The sequence below is a fragment of the Dyadobacter sp. genome, from assembly GCF_039919315.1.
Lineage (GTDB): Bacteria > Bacteroidota > Bacteroidia > Cytophagales > Spirosomataceae > Dyadobacter.
In genome coordinates, this window is sequence record NZ_JBDSFX010000026.1 from 1 (window position 1) to 22,522 (window position 22,522).

Annotated in this window: 20 protein-coding genes; 6 read left to right on the forward strand and 14 right to left on the reverse strand. The window is 45.0% G+C overall.

Annotated features, from left to right (window positions below):
• Positions 1-272, forward strand: a 272-nt coding sequence (locus ABIO93_RS07560; RefSeq protein ID WP_348066121.1) for a type II toxin-antitoxin system RelE/ParE family toxin, incomplete at its 5' end; no start/stop codon positions are given.
• On the opposite strand, the gene recF is transcribed toward ABIO93_RS07560, so the two are convergent.
• Positions 269-1,372 (reverse strand): DNA replication and repair protein RecF, encoded by a 1,104-nt coding sequence (gene recF, locus ABIO93_RS07565; RefSeq protein WP_348066123.1) that lies wholly within the window; start codon positions 1,370-1,372, stop codon positions 269-271. The two genes, ABIO93_RS07560 and recF, sit on opposite strands and share 4 nt — an antisense overlap.
• A 128-nt stretch (positions 1,373-1,500) precedes the next feature.
• Here recF and pdhA point away from each other — a divergent pair, with 128 nt between their 5' ends.
• The 3 genes from pdhA to ABIO93_RS07580 all read left to right on the forward strand — a co-directional run bounded on the left by pdhA (position 1,501) and on the right by ABIO93_RS07580 (position 3,743).
• Positions 1,501-2,532: a pyruvate dehydrogenase (acetyl-transferring) E1 component subunit alpha gene (gene pdhA, locus ABIO93_RS07570; protein WP_348066125.1), complete on the forward strand. Its 1,032-nt coding sequence runs from the start codon at positions 1,501-1,503 to the stop codon at positions 2,530-2,532.
• A gap of 136 nt (positions 2,533-2,668) precedes the next feature.
• The gene (gene tatC, locus ABIO93_RS07575; protein WP_348066127.1) at positions 2,669-3,541 is read left to right on the forward strand and encodes a twin-arginine translocase subunit TatC; all 873 of its coding nucleotides are present in this window, start codon (positions 2,669-2,671) and stop codon (positions 3,539-3,541) included.
• A 13-nt stretch (positions 3,542-3,554) separates the two neighbouring features.
• A complete protein-coding gene (locus ABIO93_RS07580) occupies positions 3,555-3,743 on the forward strand; it encodes a hypothetical protein (protein WP_348066129.1) in 189 nt (62 codons plus the stop codon).
• A gap of 11 nt (positions 3,744-3,754) precedes the next feature.
• On the opposite strand, the gene ABIO93_RS07585 is transcribed toward ABIO93_RS07580, so the two are convergent.
• The 5 genes from ABIO93_RS07585 to ABIO93_RS07605 all read right to left on the reverse strand — a co-directional run bounded on the left by ABIO93_RS07585 (position 3,755) and on the right by ABIO93_RS07605 (position 8,398).
• A complete protein-coding gene (locus ABIO93_RS07585; RefSeq protein ID WP_348066131.1) occupies positions 3,755-4,846 on the reverse strand; it encodes an aminotransferase class I/II-fold pyridoxal phosphate-dependent enzyme in 1,092 nt (363 codons plus the stop codon).
• A 20-nt stretch (positions 4,847-4,866) separates the two neighbouring features.
• A complete protein-coding gene (locus ABIO93_RS07590; RefSeq protein ID WP_348066133.1) occupies positions 4,867-5,877 on the reverse strand; it encodes a dipeptide epimerase in 1,011 nt (336 codons plus the stop codon).
• 18 nt (positions 5,878-5,895) lie between these two features.
• Positions 5,896-6,771, reverse strand: a complete 876-nt coding sequence (locus ABIO93_RS07595; RefSeq protein WP_348066134.1) for an NAD kinase — start codon at positions 6,769-6,771, stop codon at positions 5,896-5,898.
• Positions 6,772-6,862: 91 nt separating this feature from the next.
• Positions 6,863-7,534 carry a CBS domain-containing protein gene (locus tag ABIO93_RS07600; RefSeq protein WP_348066136.1) on the reverse strand — a complete coding sequence of 224 codons (672 nt, stop codon included), beginning with the start codon at positions 7,532-7,534 and terminating at the stop codon, positions 6,863-6,865.
• Between the two features lie 90 nt (positions 7,535-7,624).
• Positions 7,625-8,398 carry an alpha/beta hydrolase gene (locus ABIO93_RS07605; RefSeq protein WP_348066138.1) on the reverse strand — a complete coding sequence of 258 codons (774 nt, stop codon included), beginning with the start codon at positions 8,396-8,398 and terminating at the stop codon, positions 7,625-7,627.
• Between the two features lie 341 nt (positions 8,399-8,739).
• Between ABIO93_RS07605 and ABIO93_RS07610 the strand changes: the two genes are divergently transcribed.
• Entirely contained in the window at positions 8,740-9,648 is a 909-nt protein-coding gene (locus ABIO93_RS07610) for an alpha/beta hydrolase (RefSeq protein WP_348066140.1), read from the forward strand.
• Between the two features lie 4 nt (positions 9,649-9,652).
• Here the strand turns inward: ABIO93_RS07610 and ABIO93_RS07615 are convergent, their stop codons facing one another.
• The 7 genes from ABIO93_RS07615 to glpK all read right to left on the reverse strand — a co-directional run bounded on the left by ABIO93_RS07615 (position 9,653) and on the right by glpK (position 18,879).
• Positions 9,653-10,813, reverse strand: coding sequence for a polysaccharide biosynthesis protein (locus tag ABIO93_RS07615; RefSeq protein WP_348066142.1), 1,161 nt, complete (start codon positions 10,811-10,813; stop codon positions 9,653-9,655).
• Between the two features lie 114 nt (positions 10,814-10,927).
• The gene (locus ABIO93_RS07620; protein WP_348066144.1) at positions 10,928-12,325 is read right to left on the reverse strand and encodes an NADH-quinone oxidoreductase subunit N; all 1,398 of its coding nucleotides are present in this window, start codon (positions 12,323-12,325) and stop codon (positions 10,928-10,930) included.
• Between the two features lie 8 nt (positions 12,326-12,333).
• A complete protein-coding gene (locus ABIO93_RS07625; protein WP_348066146.1) occupies positions 12,334-13,782 on the reverse strand; it encodes an NADH-quinone oxidoreductase subunit M in 1,449 nt (482 codons plus the stop codon).
• Positions 13,783-13,838: 56 nt separating this feature from the next.
• Positions 13,839-15,755: an NADH-quinone oxidoreductase subunit L gene (gene nuoL / locus ABIO93_RS07630; RefSeq protein ID WP_348066148.1), complete on the reverse strand. Its 1,917-nt coding sequence runs from the start codon at positions 15,753-15,755 to the stop codon at positions 13,839-13,841.
• A 63-nt stretch (positions 15,756-15,818) separates the two neighbouring features.
• On the reverse strand, positions 15,819-16,172 hold the full coding sequence (gene nuoK, locus ABIO93_RS07635) for an NADH-quinone oxidoreductase subunit NuoK (protein ID WP_348066150.1): 354 nt from the start codon (positions 16,170-16,172) through the stop codon (positions 15,819-15,821).
• A 104-nt stretch (positions 16,173-16,276) separates the two neighbouring features.
• Positions 16,277-17,086: a 3'-5' exonuclease gene (locus ABIO93_RS07640; protein ID WP_348066152.1), complete on the reverse strand. Its 810-nt coding sequence runs from the start codon at positions 17,084-17,086 to the stop codon at positions 16,277-16,279.
• 293 nt (positions 17,087-17,379) lie between these two features.
• Positions 17,380-18,879 carry a glycerol kinase GlpK gene (gene glpK / locus ABIO93_RS07645; protein ID WP_348066154.1) on the reverse strand — a complete coding sequence of 500 codons (1,500 nt, stop codon included), beginning with the start codon at positions 18,877-18,879 and terminating at the stop codon, positions 17,380-17,382.
• Positions 18,880-19,048: 169 nt separating this feature from the next.
• Between glpK and pbpC the strand changes: the two genes are divergently transcribed.
• Positions 19,049-21,349, forward strand: coding sequence for a penicillin-binding protein 1C (gene pbpC / locus ABIO93_RS07650; protein WP_348066156.1), 2,301 nt, complete (start codon positions 19,049-19,051; stop codon positions 21,347-21,349).
• Between the two features lie 100 nt (positions 21,350-21,449).
• On the opposite strand, the gene ABIO93_RS07655 is transcribed toward pbpC, so the two are convergent.
• Complete coding sequence (locus ABIO93_RS07655) at positions 21,450-22,364, reverse strand: M28 family peptidase (protein ID WP_348066158.1); 915 nt, start codon at positions 22,362-22,364, stop codon at positions 21,450-21,452.
• Positions 22,365-22,522 lie beyond the last annotated feature (158 nt).

Here is a 22,522-nt window from a genome sequence, read left to right on the forward strand (position 1 = left end):
AGCTAAAGTGGACTTCTCTGGCAAAGGATAATTACCTTGACACGGTATCTTACATTTACGATACCTGGGGAGAATCAAGTGCAGAAAAATTTACAGATAATTTGGAAACCAGTTTGAAAAACCTGGAAAGATTCCCTTTTGTGGGTAAACAGCACGACCTAATACCTTCGGTTCGTCAGTTGGTGTTAGGCAGGCAACAGAGCTTATACTACACTGTATTTGATAATATGGTGCTAATTCTGAATATTATAGATGCAAGAAAGCGTCGCTAATCCTTTGTATTCAATATCTTTTCAATCTCAAAAAACCTGACATCAGCCTTCACGTGTTCCAAAATTCTTTGGGAGCGTTCGGGGCGGGCGTCTGTGATGAATACTTGACCGAGAAAACCGGTATCGATTAGTTCAATGAGCTTTTGAATGCGGCGGTCGTCGAGTTTATCAAAAATGTCATCCAGCAAAAGAATAGGCGTTTTTTCTTTTTCTTCTTTCAGTAACTCAAACTGCGCCAGTTTCAATGCAATCAAGAATGATTTCTGCTGACCTTGCGAGCCGAATTTCTTCAAAGTAACCCCGTCAATTTCGAAAATGTATTCGTCTTTGTGTACGCCTTTACCAGTTCGCTGCGCGTGCAGATCACGACTGCGGTTCTTGCGGAAATCCGATGGGAAATCTTCACTCGCTACTTCGCTTTCATAAATAACGTCGACTTGCTCGTGCCCGCTGCTCAGAAATTGATAGTACTTGTGAAAAAGCGGCACAAAACGCTCCATGAACGTACTGCGGTGCTTATAAATCCTTTGAGAAAGGATAATTAAAGGCTCATTGTAAGTTTCCAGCAGGTCTTCATCCAGATAATTGCGTTCGGAAAACAGTTTCAGCAGCCCGTTGCGCTGGGTCAGTATCTTATTATATTGCAGAAAATCAAGAAGATAGCCAGGTGTTGCCTGCGCAAGCACACCGTCGAAGAACCTCCGCCGCTCTTCGCTGCCATCACGGATCAGGTCGGTATCGTCGGGGGCTATTAAAACAAGGGGAAACAGACCAATATGGTCGCTGAGCCGGTCATAGTTCTTTTTATCGGCCATAAACACTTTTCGCTGGCCCCGCTGGAAGCTGCAGGTGATCTGCGTATTGCGTCCGGAATCTTTGAAAATACCGTCCAGAACGAAGAAATCATTAGCGTGCCGGATACCCAGGGCATCCTGATTGTGAAAGGCGCTTTTGGTAAGTGTCAGGAAATATATCGCATCGAGGAGGTTGGTTTTGCCACTTCCGTTCTCCCCAACAAGGCAATTTACATGTTCGCCAAAGGTAAAGGCTTTCTCTTCATAGCTTTTAAAGTATGTAAGGTGGAGCTTTTCTAGCCACATGAACTTCTTTGTTATTTAGTTTATGCTTATTTTCGCAAATCATTTGCGTGAGTACGGCAAAAAACAGACTCTGTTCAAACCACTAACTTTAAGACAAAGTTCTGTCTTTATAAACGAGAACCAAATACATGGCCACCGTTACGGAAAAAAAGAAATCTTCAGCCCCCAAAAAATTACAGCATTCGAAGGAACGTTACCTGTTCTGGTTCGAGAATATGCTTTTGCAACGTCGCTTTGAAGAAAAAGCGGGCCAGCTTTATGGCCAGCAGAAAATACGTGGTTTTTGTCACTTGTACATCGGTCAGGAGGCTTGCTCTTCCGGTGCCGTGACGGCACTGAAAGAGGGCGACAAGTACATTACCGCTTACCGCGACCACGGCATTCCCCTTGCATTGGGAACTTCTCCTAATGCGATCATGGCTGAACTTTATGGTAAAAAGACAGGGACTACCAAAGGAAAAGGTGGATCTATGCACATTTTCGATAAAGAAAAAGGCTTTGTAGGTGGACACGGAATCGTTGGAGCCCAGATCCCATTGGGAGCGGGTATTGCTTTTGCCGAAAAGTATAACAAGACCGGAAACCTTTGTATCTGCTATTTCGGTGACGGAGCTATTCGCCAGGGAGCTTTCCACGAAGCGTTGAACATGGCAATGAGCTGGAAGTTACCGGTTATTTTTGTTGTGGAAAACAATGGTTATGCGATGGGAACTTCGGTAGCAAGATCTTCCAATGTAACAGAACTTTACACATTGGGTGAAGCTTACGACATTCCATCTGAGCCTGTTGACGGAATGAGCGTAGAAGCGATCCACGAAGCAGTTGAGAGAGCGTCAGAACGTGCCCGTAAAGGCGATGGTCCGACATTCCTTGAATTCCGTACCTATCGTTATCGCGGACATTCCATGTCAGATCCTCAGAAGTACCGTTCTAAGGAAGAAGTAGAGGAATACAAACATCGTGATCCGATCGAGCAAATCCGTGCAGTAATTTTGGATAATAAGCTGGCTACGGAGGAAGAGCTGGAAAACATTGATAAAAAGATTAAAGAGACAGTAGCAGAATCTGTACAGTTTGCAGAGGAATCGGAGTTCCCGGATGCGAAAGAAGCCTACACAGATGTGTATGTTGAAAGCGATTATCCGTTCGTAATGGATTAATCTGAATAGAAACACTTTATAAAAACCCGCCGGACTTACTTCGACGGGTTTTTTGAGTAATTTCAGCTTTTCCTCAAAGACAGCAATCCTGTTTTTGCTTTTTCACGTAGATAGAGTTTTAGTAATATTTAATAATATGCCCTTGGATCAGGAATTTGAGAACGAAGAAGAAGATAGCGAAGCCAAAGAGATGTCGTTTCTGGGGCATCTGGAAGAGTTAAGATGGCATGTGATCCGCGCAGGCGGTTCGATTCTGGTATTCGCCATTCTTGCTTTCATCTACATTAAAGAAATCTATCATTATGTCATTATAGCCCCTTCGCAGCCCGATTTCTGGACGTATCGGATGATGTGCATACTTGCTGATAAGGTTAATTACGATGAATTGTGTATCAAGGCGTTGAACTTTAAATTGCAGGCCATCGGTGTAGGCGATCAGTTTACAATGAGTATGACGTCGGCGGTCATTGCCGGACTTGTGTTTGCTTTTCCATATGCGTTTTGGGAAGTATGGCGGTTTATCAAGCCAGGCCTGAAACCTTCGGAGCGCAAATCAGCGCAGGGAGCGGTTTTTTATGTTACGTTCCTGTTTTTTTCAGGGGTATTTTTTGGATACTATATCGTGACCCCCTTGGCCATAAACTTCCTGGCAAATTTTACCCTCGATCCGTCTATTATCAATGAATTCAGTTTGTCATCCTACATTTCGCTGGTGGCAACGTTGACATTGGCTTGCGGTATCGCGTTTCAGCTTCCTATTGTGGTTTATGTGCTTGCAAAAGTCGGTGTGCTTACGCCTGCATTTATGCGTGAATATCGGAAACATGCCATGATCGTAATCCTGATCGTAGCAGCGGTCATTACACCATCACCAGATATTTACAGTCAGGTAATCGTTGCCATTCCATTGTTCCTGCTGTATGAATTGAGTATCATGGTAGCAGGGAAAGTTGAAAGAGAGAAATTGAGAGAGGAGAAAAGATTAGCGACTACCGGAGATAATAATTAATTGGCCCTGCCTTTTGGGAAAATCCGTATCATCGGCACAAGAGTCGCAAGAAAAGAAAAGAGAGAATATTACCAAAAAAGACAGATTAACTGACGTCTTTTATGTTAAAACCCTCGTCGACGAAGACACGACGAAATGGATTGCTAAGGATGTTCCGATAGATCTTGATCGGCTCCTGGCTGAATCTAAAATAGTAAGATAGATTTTTGAAACTTATATGTTTCTGTTACAGACCTCAGCCAATCGGTTGAGGTCTTCTTTTTGATGGATAGAGCTGATCGCAAGACGGGTTATCGGTGCGTCTGTGGGTAGCGGGTAGGAGAAGCACGATGCCATGATTCCATTTTTCAGCAAATGGTCGAAAAGCGCCGTGCTTTTACTGCACATGACCGGATATCCTGGTAGCGAAACGAAGAGATCGGAATTCGGAATTTGACTGTTCAGGTAGGCAATATTTGCTGATAGCTTTGAAAATGCAGACCCATAGACATTTGTTTCCAGTAACTTTTTCAATGTATATGCATAGGCAGGGGTAGGGGGCGATGCGCCGGCAAACCAGGGTGACTTGCGTAGCAATGCGGTTATATGTTCGCTTCCCCAGATCGCCCCACCAGGAATGCCAAGTGCTTTGTTGAGGGAGGATAGAAAGATGGTTTTCTCTCTCAATGTTGCATGAAGTTTATCTCCTGCACCATCTCCATTCGGTCCCGACACGCCCAATGAATGTGATTCGTCCACTATTAACCAGACGTTTCCCACATTGTGAAGCAGATTAAATATCGAAAGGTCATATTCCTCCACCATAGGAGAGCCCGTGGCATCCGTACAAATAATGTGCACGGAGTCTTTGGAATCATCATTGATCGAAGTTACAATGCTGGCCGCCCAGCTGTTCCAGGGAGTCTCATTTGAAGTATAGTTTTTCCCCCAGATCGCCGGATGTACACGCGGAGCATAATGATAGATTACATTTGAATATTCCCCGGTTTCTTTGAGCACATTCTCAATTTCCTTCATAACAAGCTGGCCGGCCAGCATACCCGACGAAATCAAAAGTGCAGAATCTCCCTGAACAAACCGTGCAAATAGCGTTTCTACTTCCTCAAATACGCCCAATCGCAAGCTGTTATTTCTCGAACTACCAAAGTGCGTACCATACAAGTTAATACCTTCCAAAAGGCAGCTACGAAATTCTTCGTTGTGACCCATTCCGAGATAATCCGTACCACTAAACCAGAGGTATTCGGTTCCATCGGTTGTCAGAACAGTCCTTCCCGGAAGCGTATTGGTTTGAAAAACGGCCACTGGATTTTGATAATAGGATTTTATTTTAAAATCGCACCGGTGCCATTCGAATCAGCATAAATCACTTTTCCAAAATCAAATGTGACACCAGTAGCCGGGTCATTGCTGATGAGGAGTGAGCCGTCCATATCGACATAATCCAGCAATGGAAGCAGGTGTGCGATGGCCGAAATGCCTACACTGGATTCAGTCATGCACCCTACCATCGTTTTCATTCCAAGACTTTTAGCCTCGGAAATCATTCTCAAAGCTGCGGTAGGTCCGCCACATTTGGTGAGCTTGATATTAACGCCATGGAACAATCCGTGACATTTCTTTACATCGTTTTCAAGTATGCAACTTTCATCGGCGATAATGGGCAATTGGCTGGCTGCGAATACCTTTTTCATTCCTTCAATATCGTCAGCAGCCAGTGGCTGTTCAATGAATTCGACACCTAGTTTTTTCAGCTTTGGAGACAGTTCGATGGTCTGCTCGGCAGTCCAGGCGCAATTGGCATCCACACGGAAAATAGCGTCGGTATGCTTGCGCAACTCCTGCACTATACGAAGATCTTCGTTGGTGCCTAATTTGATCTTATAGATGGGCCAGGGGAGCTCTTGCATCTTGGAAACCATTTTTTCCACAGTGTCAATTCCAATCGTGAAATTGGTCATAGGCAAATGGTCCGCCGATAATCCCCAGCTTTGATATAGCTTCTGATGTTTCTTTTTAGCAAAGTAATCCTGCGCTGCTTCATCGAGCGCACATTGTGCAAAGGAATTGTCTTTTAAAAGTGGATTGACCAGCGCCCAGAGTTCTTCCGCAGATTGGTATGCTTTACCCTCGACCATATTTCTCACGCCATCAAGAGCAGAGATCATATTTTCAATGGTAATACCGTAATATGGATTCGATGTCGCCTCGCCCAGGCCACTCAGTTGTGCGTCCCGTAGCTCAACGATCAACGTAGGTTGAACATCACGCGAGTCGTGGGCGATCGTGAAGGTATGTTTTAGATGGAGGTCAAACGTGTGAAATATCAGCTGCATAGTATAAATGTGTGTTGATCAATTGCGCATGTCAAGTCCCCAGGACAACTTGCTTCTGAGGGTATTTAGAAAACTATCGTCCAGCATTTTGATCAACTTGGCCGTAAAATCTGCTTTTCTGATAGTCAATTGCGTGTTTTCGTCTACTACCCTGGATCGGGCGTCGAGAGAAACCAAGAAATTATTGCTACGGCTTTTTACTTCCAACTTGATCACCGCGGTGTCCTCTACCACCAGAGGCCGCACGTTCAGGTTATGCGGACTGATGGGGGTGATGATGAAATTTTGCGAATGCGGAACAAGTACTGGCCCGCCACAGCTCAACGAATAGCCGGTAGAGCCAGTCGGGGTGGAAACGATCAGTCCATCTGCCCAATAGGAATTTAGAAACTCGCCATTCAGGTAGGTATGTACGGTGATCATGGACGAAGTATCGGTTTTAGTGATAGTGAAATCGTTCAAGCCAAAATTCAGTCCGTCAAACAGATCAATGTTGGAATCGACGGCGACTAATGTTCGATCATCTATCCGGAATTGGCTGGTTTCTAATGCGGCTATCATATCGGCGATCCTTTCGGGCGATACTGTCGCTAAGAAACCTAACCGGCCTACATTGATACCGATAGCGGGAATCTGCCGTTTTCCAACGTGTGTGATGGTTTCAAGCAATGTACCGTCGCCTCCCATGCTCACAACCAGGCGTGCGTCAAAAAGCTCTTCGGGTTTGTCATAAACAAGTTGAGAAAAATGCGCAATTCCGGTTTGGTCCAAAAAAATACGGAAGGGCCTGGAAAGCTGGACTTCAACTTTACGACGGGACAGTTCGTTGAACATATTTTCAATGAACGGGCGGGCGGACTCATTAAAGTTACGTCCGTGAATTGCTATTTTCATGAAAGAAAAAGTAAATCATCTTGTTTCTCCCGAAATATACGCGACAAATGTCCCGATTCAAAAGAGAAGAATTATTAGAAGCAAGAAGAAACTAGGTGGCAAGGTATCGCAAAAGCATGTCCAGGCGCTCCTGGTCCACACTTTCGATCGGATCATTGGCATGGGCTTCTTCCACTTCATAACCGAAGCGTTCAAGCGTTGCAATGATCGGGGTAATATGGGTGCGGTTGAGTTTTAAAGTAAGCTTAGCCTCATTCAGCGGATCGTAGCTTTCACCGGATGAATAGTAGCTGCTTAAAATCTTGGTGCCATTCGATTCGACCAAACGGCTGATTTCTGATAGGGAATAACTTCGCTCAGCTATTTTAAGTACAATTACTGCGCCTTTTTCCTGAACGCCGAGATCGTTGACAAAATGTTCCACAAGCTCATTGACCAGTATGCTTCCAGCGAAGCTCCTGTCGTCATGCAGGACTGGAATAATCTGCAAGCCGAACTGGTTCACGATCCGGAGCAGCTCATATGGATGTTGATCTTCTGCCGCAAAAATGTCTTTGTGCTGAATGATCAGTCTGGCGAGCGCCTCGGTACTGTCCGTTATATCGAAAAGAATGTCTTGTGAAACGATTCCCTGATATAACCCATTATCCGCCACAATTAACTGCTTCACGCCGAATTCGTCCATCCAATCCAATGCCGTGCCCACCGAATCACTCGGTTTGAGAACGGGAATCATGGGATTAATGAGAGAAGCAGCGAGCATATTTTCAGAAGGTCATTTTTCGAATCTATAAAAAAACTATATATCTATCAACTTTCGAAGCAAAAGAAATTTTTCAGCCAATCGCATTCATCAGGCAATCGGAACGGAAATGTGTTTTTGTAAAAAACTTTCCAGAATAATATTGAATTCATGTGGATGTTCCATCATGGGAGCATGGCAGCATTTATCAATAAAGTACAATTCTGAACCTGCAATGAGACGGTTGAACTCATACCCTACGTGTGGTGGCGTAATGGTGTCGTTCAGGCCCCATACCAGCAAAGTAGGAACGTGGATATCGTGGAGGTCTTTGGCCAGATTATGGCGCTGGGCCGACTTGGCAATACCAACAATGCTCATGCACTTGGGAATGCTGGATGTGGTTTCGAAAACCTCGTCAATGAGGTCTTTGGTAGCAACCTCCGGATCGTAAAATGTATAAGCAACGCGCTCCTTGATATAATCATAGCTTCCTCTCTTTGGAAAAGAGCCGCCCATTGAATTTTCAAAAAGACCTGAACTACCTGTCAAAACCAGTTTGTGAACATTATCCTGGTTTTTTAATGTATATAACAACCCGATATGGCCACCCAGCGAGTTTCCGATTACGGTAACGTTGGTGAGGTTTTTAAAGGCAACGAAATCTTCCAGAAATGCGAGAAGCGCTTCAAGACCTGCCTCGCGTGGGGGCAGCTCGTAAATGGGCAGCAAAGGAATGATAACCCGGTAGCGGTCTGAAAAATGATCGATAATGCCATCCCAGTTACTCAATGCACCGAAAAGGCCATGCAAAAGCAGTAATGTTTCGCCTTTTCCTTCGTCGATAAACTGAAACCTGTCTTCTGCATGAACTGGATATTTCATTCTCTTTTTTGTGGATTATAATGGTTTATCAAGCTGTAAAACTCAAAAAGAGTTCACTCAGGCTGTTTATAACGTATCGAAGAAACTAATGCATGATTTGGATACATTACAAAACTAGCTATTTTTTTAATGCATTTACGTTGTAAAGTAACAAACCGCATTTGATTTTCTTGTAAATATTATATTATTATTAAAAGAATTAGTCGGTTAACATAGAATGGTGCAATTTCGTTCTTCGGGAATTGCAATCCTTATATCCGAAATTTAACTAGAATTTATCTTTAAAAAGATTAGAAAAATATTAAATCCACCTTTAATTAACTCCCGGTTAATTGAAAATTATGTCTATCACCAAGCTTCTGACACTTTTGTTCGTCGTTTTACCAAGTATTTGGATTTCGCCCTACGCACAGACTACCATCGCTCTCTACCCGGATCAAATTCCCAACGCGCTGTCGGCGAAGGATCAGGAAACCAATAAGGACAACGTTGCCCGAAATGTATCGAAACCTACTTTAAGTATTTTTTTACCGGAGGCAGGGGCAGCGAACGGTACCGCCGTGATTGTATGTCCCGGGGGAGGTTACGGGGTGCTGGTGATGGACCGTGAAGGGTACCAAGTTGCCAAGGCGCTGAACAAGGCCGGTATTGCGGCATTTGTGTTGAAATACCGGCTGCCCAGTGAGGAAACCATGCAGGATAAATCGATTGGCCCGTTGCAGGATGCGCAGCAGGCCATCAGAACAGTGCGGGAGGGGGCCGCAGATTGGAAAATTGATCCTCAAAAAATCGGGATCATGGGCTTTTCGGCTGGCGGACATTTGGCTGCTACGGCCGGGACTCATTATGACAGTACATTTATCGACAATCCAAAGAAGACAAGCCTTCGTCCCGACTTTATGATACTGGTTTATCCTGTGATCAGTTTGCTGGATAAAATCGGGCACAAAGGATCTGCTTCCAACTTACTAGGCGCTGCTCCGGGTATTGAAAAGGCAAAGTATTTTTCCAACGAATTGCAGGTTAGCAAGACAACTCCACCCGCTTTTTTGACACATGCCGGCGATGATACCGTGGTACCGGTTTCGAACAGCATCAAATTTTACGAAGCCCTCAATGCAAAAGGAATTCCGTCGGACCTGCATATTTATTCCAAAGGGGAACACGGTTATCTGAAAGTCCCTGCATTTGAGGAATGGTTTGGAAGGTGCCGTCATTGGATGCAGATCAATGGTCTTTTATCCCAGTAATCAATTACTTCGCATTCGATACTCCCTTTTTGTCGAGCTTTTGGAAGTCTGAATTGTCACTGATGTACTCCGGGATCATGAGTTTCAAGAGAGCTACCATTTGATCAGTTTGCCCCGATTGAAGCACTTCCGTCAGCAGCGTTTTCATCTTTTCTACATGGATGAACGAAATAGGGGCCACGCTCGCGATTCTGATTTTTGGGTGATCGGTAGTGGTACAACCTTCTACACACAACAATTCTTCGTAAAGTTTTTCACCCGGCCGCATACCGGTGTATTCAATGCGAATGTCCTTTTCAGGCTGTAAACCGGACAAATCAATCATTCTATTCGCGATGTCTACAATCCGCACAGGGTTACCCATATCGAAGAATAGTATCTGCCCATTTTTGCCGACAGCTCCTGCTTCCAAAACAAGCTGACACGCTTCCGACACGGTCATAATGTAACGCGTTACGTCCGGGTGAGTGACCGTAATGGGGCCACCGGCAGCGATTTGCTTCTTAAAAATGGGAATAAATGAACCATTTGAACCAAGCACATTGCCGAATCGGGTAATGATAAATCGGGTGTTTCCCGACCGCCTGGACCCTAGATATTGCAGGTAGATTTCCGCCATTCGTTTGGTAGCGCCCATCACGCTCGCTGGCTTCACGGCCTTATCCGTGGAAATGAGTATGAATGTGCCAACGCGATAGGCAAGCGCCAGGTCTGCCAGTATCTGAGTTCCCAGTACATTGGTTTTAATGGCCTCATAAGGATGCTTTTCCATGATAGGAACGTGCTTGTAAGCCGCTGCGTGGAAAATGATCTCAGGCTGCGCGGAGGATATGATTTCGTTCATACGGATCGCATCGGTGACATTGGCCACAAATGAATGTATTTCAAGATACGGGAAACTTGCTTTAAGATAGAGGTCCAGTTCATGAAGATGCGTTTCTGACTGATCTAGCAAAAACAATTTATCGGGATTGTAGGAAGCAATCTGCGTGGCGAGCTCACTGCCAATGGATCCTGCCGCACCGGTAATCAGGATGATTTTGTGAAGAAGCTGGTTGCTAATATTAGCCTGATCAATGACAATCGGGTCCCGTCCGAGAAGGTCTTCGAGATTGAACGGCGTTATGCTTTGAACTGAAACGGTCTTGTTTTGATGTGACTGCATATAAAATGTAATTCCTGGGATAGGAGGATTATATTTTATACGTAGGTTTTAAGAAGAGGTCACAAAAAAAGCTGTAATCGTACAGCTCTTTTTACAAATCGATCAAGAATATTTTTACATCAATCCTTCAAAAATGCCTGGCGCGAGTCCAAACAGGATAGTAAGGAATGTGGCGAGTACCAGGATGACCTGATAAAAAGGTGCCACCCTGATTTTGACCAGGTCTCCCTCTTTCAAATAAGATGAAATGATGACACGGAAGTAATAATAGATACCGACAGTTGACATAAGCACCGCAATCACCGCAATCCAGATAATCCCTCTTTCTGCGGCGCTGGTAAAGATGAAAAACTTACCCCAGAATCCGGCTGTTAGAGGTATACCGGCCAGTGACAGCATAGAAACCGTCAGTACGAAAGCAAGCAAAGGGTTTTGCTTGGCAAGACCATTGAATGCTTCATAACGTTCATTGGGCTGTCCTTCGATTGTTTTTTCTTTTGAAACCAACATCAAAACTCCGAATGCAGAGATGGTTGACAGGGAATAGGCCAGCGAGTAAAATATAATGGCGTTCTGAGAAGGCTTTGTCATGGCGGTTAATGCGATGAGCAGGTAACCCGCATGAGAGATACCGGAATAGGCCAGCATTCTCTTGAAGCTGTTTTGGCTGGTGGCACCAATGTTTCCGACCAGCAGCGTAAGCACTGCTATTACCGCGATGACGATCCACCAGAAGCCATAAATGCCGGTGAAAGAGGTACTAAGTAATCTGAATAACGCAGCAAATCCGGCGGTTTTTACAACGGTCGACATGAATGTCGTAAAAATGGTAGGCGCACCTTCATATACATCGGGCGTCCAGAAATGGAAAGGAGCTGCGGAAACCTTGAAAAGCATTCCGATCAGCAATAATAGCAGTCCGGCGTATAGAATGTATGACTGGGTACCAGCTGGAATATTGGAAGCAAATCCCTGGATTTGCGCCAATTTGAATGAACCGGTTGCGCCATAAAGCAGCGCCATCCCGAAGAGCATAAAGCCTGTGGCAAATGCGCCCATCAAGAAATATTTCAGGGCAGCTTCGTTGGAGCGTAAGTTTCGCTTATTGCTACCCGTGAGAATGTACATGGCAACAGAAAGGATTTCAACCCCGATAAAGAGCATGATCAAATGCTCGAAACTGACCATCATAATGGCTCCCACCAATGAAAAAAGCATCAAACCATAATACTCCGCAGGCTCAGAATCAGCATTGTCCTGAAATCCACCGGAAATAGCGACGATCATGAAAGCAGAAAGTAATATGATCCCGTTGAAAGCCAAAGTAACGTTGTCGACCCGCAACATGTCATAGAAGTACAGCAACGGACCTTTGTTCCATTCCAGAAAATTGCTAACCAGGGCAATGATCAGAAAAAGGAGGGTTGCAGGAAGCAGGATGTTTTTAGATTTCGAGAAGCCGAGGAAAAGCGTAACGACTCCAAGAACTGACAACAATATAATGGGATACATATTCTTACTTAGTTATTTACCAGTTGCAAAAGTTGGCTTACAGCAGGTTCGGTTAATTTCAAAAATGTGCTTGGGTAAATACCAATCCAAAAAACCATGATGATCAGCGGTAATAGCACGGCCCGCTCGCTGGCGGTAAGGTCCTGAAAGCCTTCAACCCATTTGGACTTCGGCCCAAACATTGATTTCTGGAACAGGCGGAGCATATAAACAGAGCCCAGGATGATGGTCAATCCGGCAACAGCACCCAGCCAGCCGTCATAATTGAATACGCTGGAAAGCAGCAGGAATTCACCTACAAAACCATTCGTTAAAGGCAATGCAACGCTTCCGAGTAACAATATCATAAAGTACACACTCAAATGTGGTGTAGACTGGCTGATCCCGCCCAACTGATCCAGGTACCGGGTTTTAGTTCTGGAATAAATGATGTCAATGATAAAGAACAGCCCGATCACATTGATACCATGAGCAAGCATTTGGATCAATGCTCCTTGTAAGCCATTCAATGAAGAAGAAAATACACCCGCGGCCATCAGTCCAACGTGTGCAAATGACGAGTAGGCGATCAGGCGCTTCATATCGCTTTGCTGAATTGCGATAATGGAGCCGTAAATGATTCCGATCACGGACAGGACCATCGCCATCATTCCCCATGTTTCCATTCCTTCCGGAACGATGGGTAGCAAGAAGCGGATCAGACCATAAACCCCCATTTTCAGCATGATACCGGATAAAAGCATCGTGGCGGGTGTGGGTGATTCCGTGTAAGTATCAGGCTGCCAGGTATGAAAAGGGAAGAGAGGCATTTTGATCGCGAATGCGATGAAGAATGCCCAGAAAATAAATCCCTCAACCAGCGGGCTTAATTGAAGCTGATAGAATGCCGTGATTTCGGAGGAATGCGTTCCAGGTGTTTGGTAATACAAATAAACCAGCGCCACCATCATGAATAAGCTACCGAAGATGGTGTAAATGAAGAATTTCAATGTGACTTTCAGACGATTTTCTCCACCCCAGACTGCCGCGAGAAAGTACACGGGGATCAATGCTGCCTCGAAGAAAAGATAGAAAAGAAAAGCGTCAGTTGCAGTAAAAACACCGATTAACGCGGATTCCATGAAAAGAATGAGCGAATAAAACGTGGCCGAATTCTTGTACTCGTGCTTGAACGCGGAGAGAATGATCAGGGGTGTCAGGAATGTGGTGAGGAGCACCAGTACCATGCTAATTCCGTCGATACCGGCAGCAAATGATATGCCACCCGAAGCAACCCAGGCGTATTTGAAACCAAACTGACTACCTGCCGCAGGATCGAATTGCATCCAGGCGGTGACAGCTAAGCCGAGCGAAACCAGGCCGCCCAATAACGCTACCTGCTTTGCCAGGCGGTCACCGGACAAAAGGGTGATAACACCTGCTGCTATCGGTAAAAGTATTAAAAGAAGAGTAAGCATATTTTCAAGTCAACGGTCAGCAACAAATGGTGAACGGATTTTTTGATAAGTACTGATCAAAGTAAAAGTTTCCAGAACAAAATGACCACAATGCCTAAAACCATGGCAAAAACGTAGTCTCCCGTTGAACCTGTTTGTGTTTTTTTCAAAAGCTTCGCCAGCGAACTGATAATCCTGACGGCAGCATTGACAAACAGATCAATAAAAAATTCTCCGAAACTGTACAGAACATTGGATAAAGTTTTCGACGACTTCACAAAAACCGAATCGTAAAGCTCATCCACATAGTATTTGTTGTAAACCAATTTTTGAAGAGACGATTTTTCAGTCGTATCAGGCGCAGGTACGGATGCTTTTTGAACATACATCACATAAGCAACAATGGCGGACACCAATGCTACTGCAACAGAAACGCCCATTAAAAGATATTCTTCTGAATGAGAAAGGGTAGTTGGCTCAAATGCTATCGGATTAACCTGGCGGGCTGCATCGTAAAGCGGGCTCATGAATTCGGCCAGGTGATGCGTGCCGTGCAACGCTTCCGGAACACCGATGAATCCACCCACAGCCGAAAGTACAGCGAGAATGATCAATGGGATCGTCATGGATGCAGGTGACTCGTGCAAATGATGCTCCTGCTCATGCGTACCGCGGAATGTTCCAAAGAATGTAAGGAAAAGTAAGCGGAACATATAGAAAGAGGTCATCAGAGAACCCAGCACACCAATTACCCAAAGTAATTTGTTGTGCTCAAACACATGCGCAAGGATTTCATCTTTGGAGAAAAACCCTGCGAATGGCGGGATACCTGAAATGGCAACGGTTGCAATCAGGAATGTAATAAAGGTAACGGGTAGTTTTTTTCTTAATCCGCCCATAGACCTGATATCCTGCTCGTCGGACATCGCGTGAATGACGCTACCGGCCGCGAGGAATAATAATGCTTTGAAGAATGCGTGGGTAATGACGTGAAACATCGAGGCTGAATATGCCATCGCGCCCAAGCCCATAAACATATAACCTAGCTGACTCACCGTAGAGTAGGCCAGTACTTTCTTGATATCATTTTGTAAAAGACCAATGGATGCAGCGAACAACGCAGTGGCGGCACCGATAATACCCACGATCTCTAACGTAGAAGGAGCAAGCGAGTACAAGACATTGGAACGGATCACCATATAAATACCGGCCGTAACCATTGTAGCGGCGTGGATCAATGCTGAAACCGGTGTCGGACCAGCCATTGCATCAGGTAACCAGGTGTATAACGGTATTTGCGCTGACTTACCCATGGCCCCGATAAACAGAAACAATGTAATGGCAATGATCGCAGGATCGCCGATCGGGAAACTGGTCGCTTTACTGAATACCTCTGAATACTCTACCGAACCGAATGTGGCGATGATCGTGAAGATACCCAGCAGAAAGCCAAGGTCACCTACACGGTTCATAATGAATGCCTTGCGGGCAGCATTGTTGTAGTTTGTATTTTTATTCCAAAAACCGATGAGCAGGTAAGAGCACAGTCCCACACCTTCCCAGCCGATGAACATGATCACATAATTGGAACCCAGCACCAGCACGAGCATGAAAAACAAAAACAGGTTCAGGTAAGCGAAGAACTTCCCAAAACCGGCATCATGATGCATGTAGCCAATGGAATAAATGTGGATCAGCGAACCCACACCGGTAATGATCATCAGCATTAAAAGAGAAAGCTGATCAATCTGGAATGAAAAAGGAATGTTCAGGGCGCCAACGGTGATCCAGTCGAAAAGCGGAACGACCAGTGGCTGACTTCCGGATGCCAGAAATGCATTGAAAGTCATGACGGATAAAACGAAACTCGCCACAACGGCCAGTGTTCCGATAATTCCGGCGGCTCCTTTTGGAATATTGGGAAATCCGAGTCCGTTGATCAGGAAACCAAGTAATGGTAACAGCGGAATCAGAATGAGTAATGATGCAGACATGTTAATTTTTTAATCTTTAATCTCTTGAATAGCTACCCGTTGTGTCAGCCAGGCACGAAGCCTTTACCATTTCAGCTTGTTAAGGAAACCGATATCTGTATTTCTCGTATTACGGTAAATCATTACAATAATGGCCAGGCCAACGGCGACTTCCGCAGCTGCAACTGCCATGATAAAAAATACAAACACCTGCCCGGAAGGATCTGATCTATATGAAGAAAAGGCTATCAGAAGCAGGTTGGAAGCATTCAGCATCAATTCGACAGACATAAAGATAACGATCGCATTCCGGCGCGTAAGCACTCCGATAATACCGATCGCAAAAAGTAAGGTGCTGAGAATTAGATAACTTTGAAGAGGAATATTTTGAATAACCGCTGGTATATTAACCTCTGGAACATTAGGGTTTGGAATCATAGCAGGTTTACCTGGTTGGATATTCGGTTAAAATAGTCAAAAATAGATTTCCGGCAAAAATAGACATAAATACTACTTACTCAAACCTGTTGAGAAGGATTATGTCAACGCTGGGTTAATGCTCTCAATTTAATCTCCGTCAGTTTCCTTTTGGTATCCAGCGGAAACTCGCCTTTCATGATCCAGTCGAAGAACGAAGGCTCATTTTTCAGGACATCGGCCACGCGTTTACCATTGTGTTTCCCAAAATTGAAAACCTCTTCCCCTTTATCATTATAGGCCATACGACCAGCGAAATCAATCATTTTAGAGGCAGTGAGTTCATGCAATGCAGCCATATCATTCTTGATGGGCTCCGTTTCAACGCCATGGGCGTCAGTCACTTTCATGCCTTCGTAGCGAGCGATCTGCCCTTGAAGTACTTCGAATGTAGCAATAGTATCTGCCTCGGCACTGTGGGCATTGGTGAGGGTTTTTCCGCAGTAAAATTTGTATGCAGCAGAAAGGTTGCGCGGTTCCATCATGTGGTAAATGCGCTGTGCGTCAACGGTTTTACGATTTTTTACATCAAAATCAACACCAGCGCGAAGAAACTCTTCGACCAGCATTGGTATGTCGAATCGATTGCTGTTGAATCCGGCCAGGTCGCATCCTTCGAGAAATGATGAAAGGTTTTTGGCGATGCCTTTAAAAGTAGGCGCATTCTTTACATCCTCATCATAAATACCGTGTATCAGACTGCTTTCCAGTGGGATAGGCATTTCGGGATTGATCTTCCTGGTCCGTATTTCCGTTTCCCCGTTGAGTAAGGCCTTCACGACCGAAATCTCTACAATGCGGTCACGGACGATATTGACTCCTGTGGTTTCGAGATCAAAAAAAGCAATCGGCTTTTTGAGACGGAGGGTATGCATAAGGCTACTCTTAATTTGATTTAAGCGCCGCGAAGTTACGTTGAAACGTAGGACAGCGCAAGAAAGAGATTAGTTTATATAGATTATAAAAAGGTTAAAAGGTAGGGATCGGCCTAGTTCGAAGGTGTCAGGGATGGTCAGATATAGTCATTTGTTGTCATTGATAGTCATGCATTGTCATTTTTTTGTCAGAGGGGTTCGATACTTGTTCTTATGTATTGTTTACCTAAAAGCGACCACAAATGACAATACATGACAACAAGTGACAATTTCTGACTATAAATCACAATAGGTCAGTCAATCCAGTCATACGATTTGGTCACTGCTTTTTTCCATCCCTTGTAGAATCCTGCCCGTTTTTCTTCATCCATATCTGGATTCCAGGTATGTGCAATCGCCCAGTTTTTGGTGAGTTCTTCTGTATTTTTCCAATAACCAACAGCCAGGCCAGCGGCGTAAGCTGCCCCTAATGCGGTAGTTTCAGCCACAGCCGGTGATACTACCTGCGTGTTCAGAATGTCGGATTGGAATTGCATGAGCAACTGATTAGAAACCATTCCCCCGTCGACCCGCAGGGAGGATAGTTCAATGCCGGAATCTTGCTCCATGGCCCTTACAACGTCCAATGTCTGATAGGCGGACGCTTCCAGCACGGCCCGTGCAATGTGTCCTTTGTTCACATAACGGGTTAGGCCTGCGATCACGCCCCTGGCGTCGTTCCGCCAGTACGGCGCATAAAGTCCTGAAAATGCCGGTACGATATAGGCACCGCCATTGTCCTCGACAGTTTTCGCAAGTTCTTCAATATCACTACTTTTCTGGATCAACCCGAGATTGTCGCGCACCCATTGTACCAGCGCGCCAGTAACTGCTACGCTTCCTTCCAGGGCGTACTGGACAGGTTGTTTTCCAAACTGATACGCAATAGTAGTCAGCAGGCCGTTTTCAGAAGTTTTCAATTCAGTACCGGTGTTCATTACTAAGAAACAACCAGTACCGTAAGTGTTTTTGGCCATACCCGGCTGAAAACAGGTTTGTCCTACGAGGGCCGCATGCTGGTCGCCCAGGTCGCCTGCTACGGGTACGCCGGGCAGTATTTCGTTGGTAACGTGTCCGTAAATTTCGCTGCTGCTTTTAATGCTGGGCAGCATGATTTCCGGAATGTTATAAGCGTCGAGCATGCTTTTGTCCCAGCGCAAAGTCCGCAGGTTCATGAGCTGTGTACGGCTTGCATTGGTAACATCGGTGACGTGAATACCACCATGTACGCCGCCTGTCAGATGCCAGATCAGGAAGGTATCAATGTTCCCGAAAAGCGCTTCTCCTTTTTCTGCATCCGCGCGAATTCCCTCCACATTTTCGAGGAGCCATTTTAATTTTAGACCACTGAAATAAGTCGAAACAGGTAGCCCGGTAATGTCCCTGAACTGGTTCAGCCCACCTTCTTTTTCATATTTTGCCACCAGCTCGGTGGTCCGGGTATCTTGCCAGACCAATGCATTATAGTATGGTTTGCCGGTTCTTTTATTCCAAACAACAGTGGTTTCTCTCTGATTTGTAATACCAATCGCCGCAATGTCAGCGGCAGTAGCGGATACATTAATCCGTGCAATAGCGATCACTTCCAATGTATTTTTCCAGATCTCGGTCGGGTTATGTTCTACCCAGCCCGGATGCGGATAAATTTGTTCGTGTTCCTTTTGACCTACTGAAACGATATTTCCCTGGTGGTCAAAAAGTATGCAACGGGTACTGGTTGTTCCCTGATCAATGGCGGCTACATATTTGGACATATGGTACTATGATTGGCTTTATTTGCAATAAAGTCAGTAAGTAGGGAAAATTAACCGTCAGGGGCAAATGAGGCCCTGATTTTATTCTTTGAAAATATTTTTAACAGGAGAAAACCTTCATTCAACTATATTTATAGCCATTCAATTACGATTTGCACACCTCCCGGTCATGAAAATAAAAAAGGTCAAAAGAGTCATCGCGGTACTTGCCGGCCTACTCCTCCTTTTTTTGATTCTCGATTTGATCTTTCCTTTCCAACCCCGCATCCGGTACGCAACCCAGATCACTGATCAGAAAGGCAATGTGATTCATGCTTTTTTGAACAAAGAAGATAAATGGAGGCTCTATTCGACTGTTTCTGAAATCACGCCGCTGCTTAGTAAAACAATCATCTATAAGGAGGACCAGTACTTTTATTATCATCCGGGTGTTAATCCGGTGGCTATCGTGCGGGCTGCGTTCCGTAATATTTTTTCCGGAAGAAGGACATCCGGCGCCTCCACAATCACGATGCAAGTAGTGCGGCTGATCGAGCCGCGGCGCAGGACTTATCTTAACAAACTCGTAGAAATTGGTAGGGCTTTTCAGCTGGAATTACATTATTCCAAAGAAGAGATATTGCAATTGTATCTCAATCTGGTGCCTTACGGGGGGAACATTGAAGGAATTAAAGCCGCATCACTGCTCTATTTTGGCAAACTGCCACAACTGCTGAGCTTGTCAGAGATTACAGCATTGACGATTGTGCCAAACCGTCCTTCGAGCCTGAGACCAGGAACGAGAAATGAGGCTTTGAAAATAGCAAGAAATGAATGGTTGTTACGGTTTGAAAAAGAAGGGCTATTTGAAAAAAATATCATTCAGGATGCATTAAACGAACCATTACTGGTCAGAAGATTGCAGGCTCCGCGGCAGGCCCCACATTTGGCGTTTCGGCTGAAACAACAATACCCCGATGAGCCGGTTATCGAGACAACGCTTAAACTTCAAGTCCAGAATCAGATTGAAGAGCAGGTTAAAAACTACATTAACCGGCTGAAAACGATGAACATTCATAACGCGTCGGTGCTGGTAATTAATAATGAAACCATGGAAGTGGAGGCCTATGTTGGCTCTGCGGATTTCAACAACCCTTTCGACGGGGGGCAGGTAGACGGCGTTCGGGCAGTGAGATCCCCGGGAAGTACTTTAAAACCATTGTTGTACGCCATGGCTTTTGACAAAGGCATTATTACTCCAAAAACAGTTTTGAATGATGTCCCCGGTAACTTCGCTGGCTACGAGCCGGAGAACTTTGATAAGCATTTCAATGGTGCAGTGACTATGGAATTCGCGTTGGCCAATTCGCTAAATATTCCCGCAGTGAAGGTATTGAAGGACATCGGCACACCCGCGTTGATAGATAAATTGAGAAAATCAGGCTTTAAAACCATTGATAAACAGGCAAAAGGGTTGGGGCTATCCATGATTCTCGGCGGCTGCGGGGTAACATTGGAAGAACTGACGCGCCTTTTTGCAGGATTTTCGAATGAAGGAAAGCTAAGGAGTTTGAGATATAGCACTTTCAATCCGGTGGATAAAAAGGGTGCGGCCATTGTTTCAAGCGAAGCGGCTTACCTGGTCACCAACATTCTCACGCAGATTACCCGTCCCGACCTTCCCACCAATTTTGCCAACACCTACCATTTACCCAAAATCGCCTGGAAAACAGGTACTTCCTACGGCAAGCGCGACGCGTGGAGCGTTGGCTACAACCGCAGATATACGATCGGGGTGTGGGTAGGCAACTTTTCAGGCGAAGGAGTGCCGGAACTCAGTGGCGCTAATACCGCGACGCCATTACTGTTCTCAATTTTCAATTCATTGGATTATAACTCACCGAAAGGCTGGTACAAATCTCCGCCCAACATTGCTGTCCGTAATGTGTGTCCGGCGAGCGGGGATATTCCGTCGGAATTTTGCGAGCATCAGATTCCAGACCAGTACATTGTGGGAATTTCAGCATACAGAAAATGCCAGCATTTGCGGTGGGTTTTTACCGATCGCATTGGCAAGATCTCGTATTGTACTTATTGTCTGCCTGAAAGTGGCTACGAGAAACGCGCATACCCTAATTTGGCACCTGAGCTCATTGCATTTAATGAACTCCAAAAAATTCCCTACCAGAAAATTCCGCAACATAACCCGGCCTGCGAGCGAGTTTTCCATGAAGGTGCGCCGCTGATTGTCAGTCCGAATGAAGGGAGCGAGTATTACATTCGTAAGGATGAGCCGCAGCAAATTCAGCTCGCGTGCCAGACCGCCAATGATGTGCAGGAGGTTTTTTGGTATGTTAATGACAAGCTTAGCAAAAAGGCGCCGCCGCATGAAGGAATTTTCATTAATCCACCGATGGGTAGGGTCAAAATATCATGCAGCGACGATAAGGGGCGGAATTCGGATATCTGGATTGTGGTGAAGCGAATGTGAACCTGCGGTCATTTCTGGTCATTCGTAGTCATTTTTTTGTCACTCATTGGCTGGCTTTAAACAACACATGACGATAAATGACAATACATTGACTACCAAGTCAAAGTGCCTGCCCCTCAGCTTCCTGATAAAGAACTTGTACAAGCGTCTGACCAACAGCTTTTAATGTTTTTGGGTCAATGTTTTCCATTGTATCGTGGCTGGTGTGCCACTGATCAAAAAACGTGTGGGAAATGTTATTCGGCCGTGTATGAATGATATCGATCATCGGAATATGCGCCACTTTATTGACTGGCCAGTGATCGTCCGTGATAGATCCGCCTCTTTCATCAATAAAATAATTGTTGTAACCAAGTCTGCTGGCAGTAGTCCAAACTTGCCGCACCACATCCTCCGCATTTTGAACCGAAAAACCTTCTTTCAAAAACGTAGCGCCTTTTGCACCCACCATATCCAGCAGTACCCCGAAATAAGCAGTGTAATTGGGCGTATGTTTGTTAGCAGACCAGTATTGCGAACCCAGGCAAAAACCACTGTATTCCATATTTGTTTCTTCACCTTCGGTACTACCCCAATCTTCGGCGTCGAAAAATATAATGTCGACCCCAATCTCTGGTTTTTTGGTTTGTAGGGACAAAACGCGGGCGATTTCCAGCAGTATACCTACGCCACTCGCGCCATCATTGGCAGCGATGACCGGTTTGTTTTTAACCAACGAATCCTGATCCGAAAATGGGCGGGAATCCCAATGTGAAGTCAGCAAAATACGTTTGGTAGCAGCCGGGTTGAAACTTCCGATGATATTTCTTCCATTGACCTTGGTACCGTCATATGTAGTATCAACAAAAGGCTGCTCAATCACTTGCAAACCGTATTTTTTTAATTCTGAAACCAGAAAGTCACCACAAGCTTTGTGCGGTGCAGAGTTAGGAACGCGTGCGCCAAAATCAACCTGTTTCTGAACAAATTTAAAGGCGGAATCTGCATTAAACTCAGGGCTTTTAACCAATGCCACAGCTTGTTCAGCCGTTTGATCAGAAGTAGTCTTGGTTTTACAGCTGGAAATGCAAAAAATTATGAATATTAGGATTGTTAATTTCTTCAACAACAGATCCCTGGAAAGAAATAGCATCTTCTGATTTTATATTATTGCGTTAAAACCGGCCAGTAGAG